Origin of the sequence: Pseudomonas sp., assembly GCF_049590575.1 — a bacterium.
Classification (GTDB): domain Bacteria; phylum Pseudomonadota; class Gammaproteobacteria; order Pseudomonadales; family Pseudomonadaceae; genus Aquipseudomonas.
In genome coordinates this window covers 1-1,826 of the sequence record NZ_JBAWDE010000158.1, presented here as the reverse complement: position 1 = coordinate 1,826, position 1,826 = coordinate 1, and the positions used below count along the sequence as shown (strand labels likewise).

Sequence of the window (1,826 nt, the reverse complement as noted above, 5' to 3'; positions counted from 1 at the left end):
TGACATGGGATTACCAGATGATGCCCACGCGCATCTCTGGAAGCGAAGCAGAGGCGGTCATCGTCGCCATCAAGAAGGAAGTGATCGAGGCCGAAGTCGAGGCCGTGGAGCGGGTGGGGGTCAAGATCAAGCGGGTTGACGTCGCCCCTTTTGCGCTCCTCAACGCTTTTCGTTACAGCGAGGTCCAAACCGACGAATGCACCCTCATTATCGACATGGGCGCGCGGTCGACCAACCTCGTCTTTGTCGAAAAAAACAGCTTCTGGATTCGCAACGTCCCCATCGCCGGAAACCAAATCTCCCAAAGCATCTGCAATGAAATGCAGGAGCCCTTCACGGCGGCGGAAACATTGAAAAAGGGCAAAGGCTTTGTCTCCCTCGGCGGGGTTTACGCCGACCCGGATGACGCCGATGCCGCGCGCATCTCCAAACTCATCCGCTCGACGATGACCCGCCTCCACGTCGACATCAATCGCTCCATCGCCTACTATCGCACGACGCTCAACGGCGCGCCCCTCAAGCGCGTTTTCCTCACCGGCGGCAGCTCCCAGTTGCCCTACCTCGATCTCTTCATCGGCGACAAACTCAGTCTGCCCGTCACCTACTTCAACCCCCTGCGCAACGTGAACCTGGCCCCCTCCCTCAACCGGGGGGACCTTCAGCATAACAATTGTTGCACGGCGGAACTGGTCGGCCTCGCCTTGCGCGAGACCGGAAGCTGCCCCGCCGAGGTCACCCTTGACGCCCCGACCCTCGCCGCCCGCGCCGATAAACGGCGCAAACAACCCTACTACCTCGGGGCGCTTGCCGCCTGGGCGCTCCTCTTTGTCTGCCTGGGACTTTACTACTACCAACAAACGTCCGTGGCGCAGGCCATGGCAAAAAACCTGCGCGAAAGCACCCAAAGTCTCCAGACCATGGCTCCCAAGATCGGAATTTTAGCCAAGGAGCAGGACACGCTCCGGCAAACACTCAAATCCGCCGTGGATCTCGGCGTGCAGCGCGACGCCTGGGCGCAGACTCTCGCCGCCTTGAATGAAAAAATTCCCGATGGCGTCTGGATTACGCAACTCGTTCCCGTCTCCAATCCTCCCTCGGGCGCCGCTTCTTCGCCCCGCCTGGAAACTGGAATGGGAACGGACGCTCCGGCCGACGAGATCAACATGCTGGTCATTAGCGGCCTCTATCATGCCAACCCCAAGACCGAAGTGGTCGATCCCGCGCGGTTGCGCGAGTTTGTCGTCGCGCTGGCCGATTTGCCCTATTTCGATATCGACACGAAGAACCTCACTTCGACGCTGATTTCCATCACCACGTCGGAGTCCGACCCGAACGCCTTCGCGCAGAAATTTTCCATGCATCTCAAGCTCAAGACGCCCATCCGTCTCAAACCCGACGCGACCAAGCCATGAAAAAATTGAATCTTTCCGGCTTTGACCTCGGGGTCATCATCGCGGCTGTCGTCATTGCCCTCTTGGGCGGCGGTGCCTGGTGGTACCTGTCGGGCGCGCTCCAGGACGCGCAGACCGACGTCACGAACGCCAAAGCCGATTTTGACAAATACTCGACCAACCACAACATCGTCGTTGGCGCTTCCAACGGCAAGGCCCTCCAGGCCAATATCGACCTGCTCAAGGCGCAACTCGATCCCCTGATCCGCGCCGAACTTCAGCCGAAGGAAAACAAACTCCGCTCCATCGAAAAGGAAGATCCCGTGGCCTGGAAGCACGATCTGGACGACGAGGTGCAGCGCCTGAAAAGCGCGGCCCAAACCCGCCGCGTCAACCTGCCGCCCAATTTTTATTTTGGCTTTTCCCGCTATCTCA

General features: G+C 59.4%; 2 protein-coding genes. Both read left to right on the top strand.

The window, feature by feature from the left end:
- On the top strand, positions 1 to 1,412 hold a 1,412-nt coding region (pilM, locus tag WBR57_RS11640), incomplete at its 5' end, for a pilus assembly protein PilM (RefSeq protein ID WP_424083959.1).
- Positions 1,409 to 1,826, top strand: a 418-nt coding sequence (locus WBR57_RS11635; RefSeq protein WP_424083958.1) for a hypothetical protein, incomplete at its 3' end; no start/stop codon positions are given. The genes pilM and WBR57_RS11635, both read left to right, overlap by 4 nt.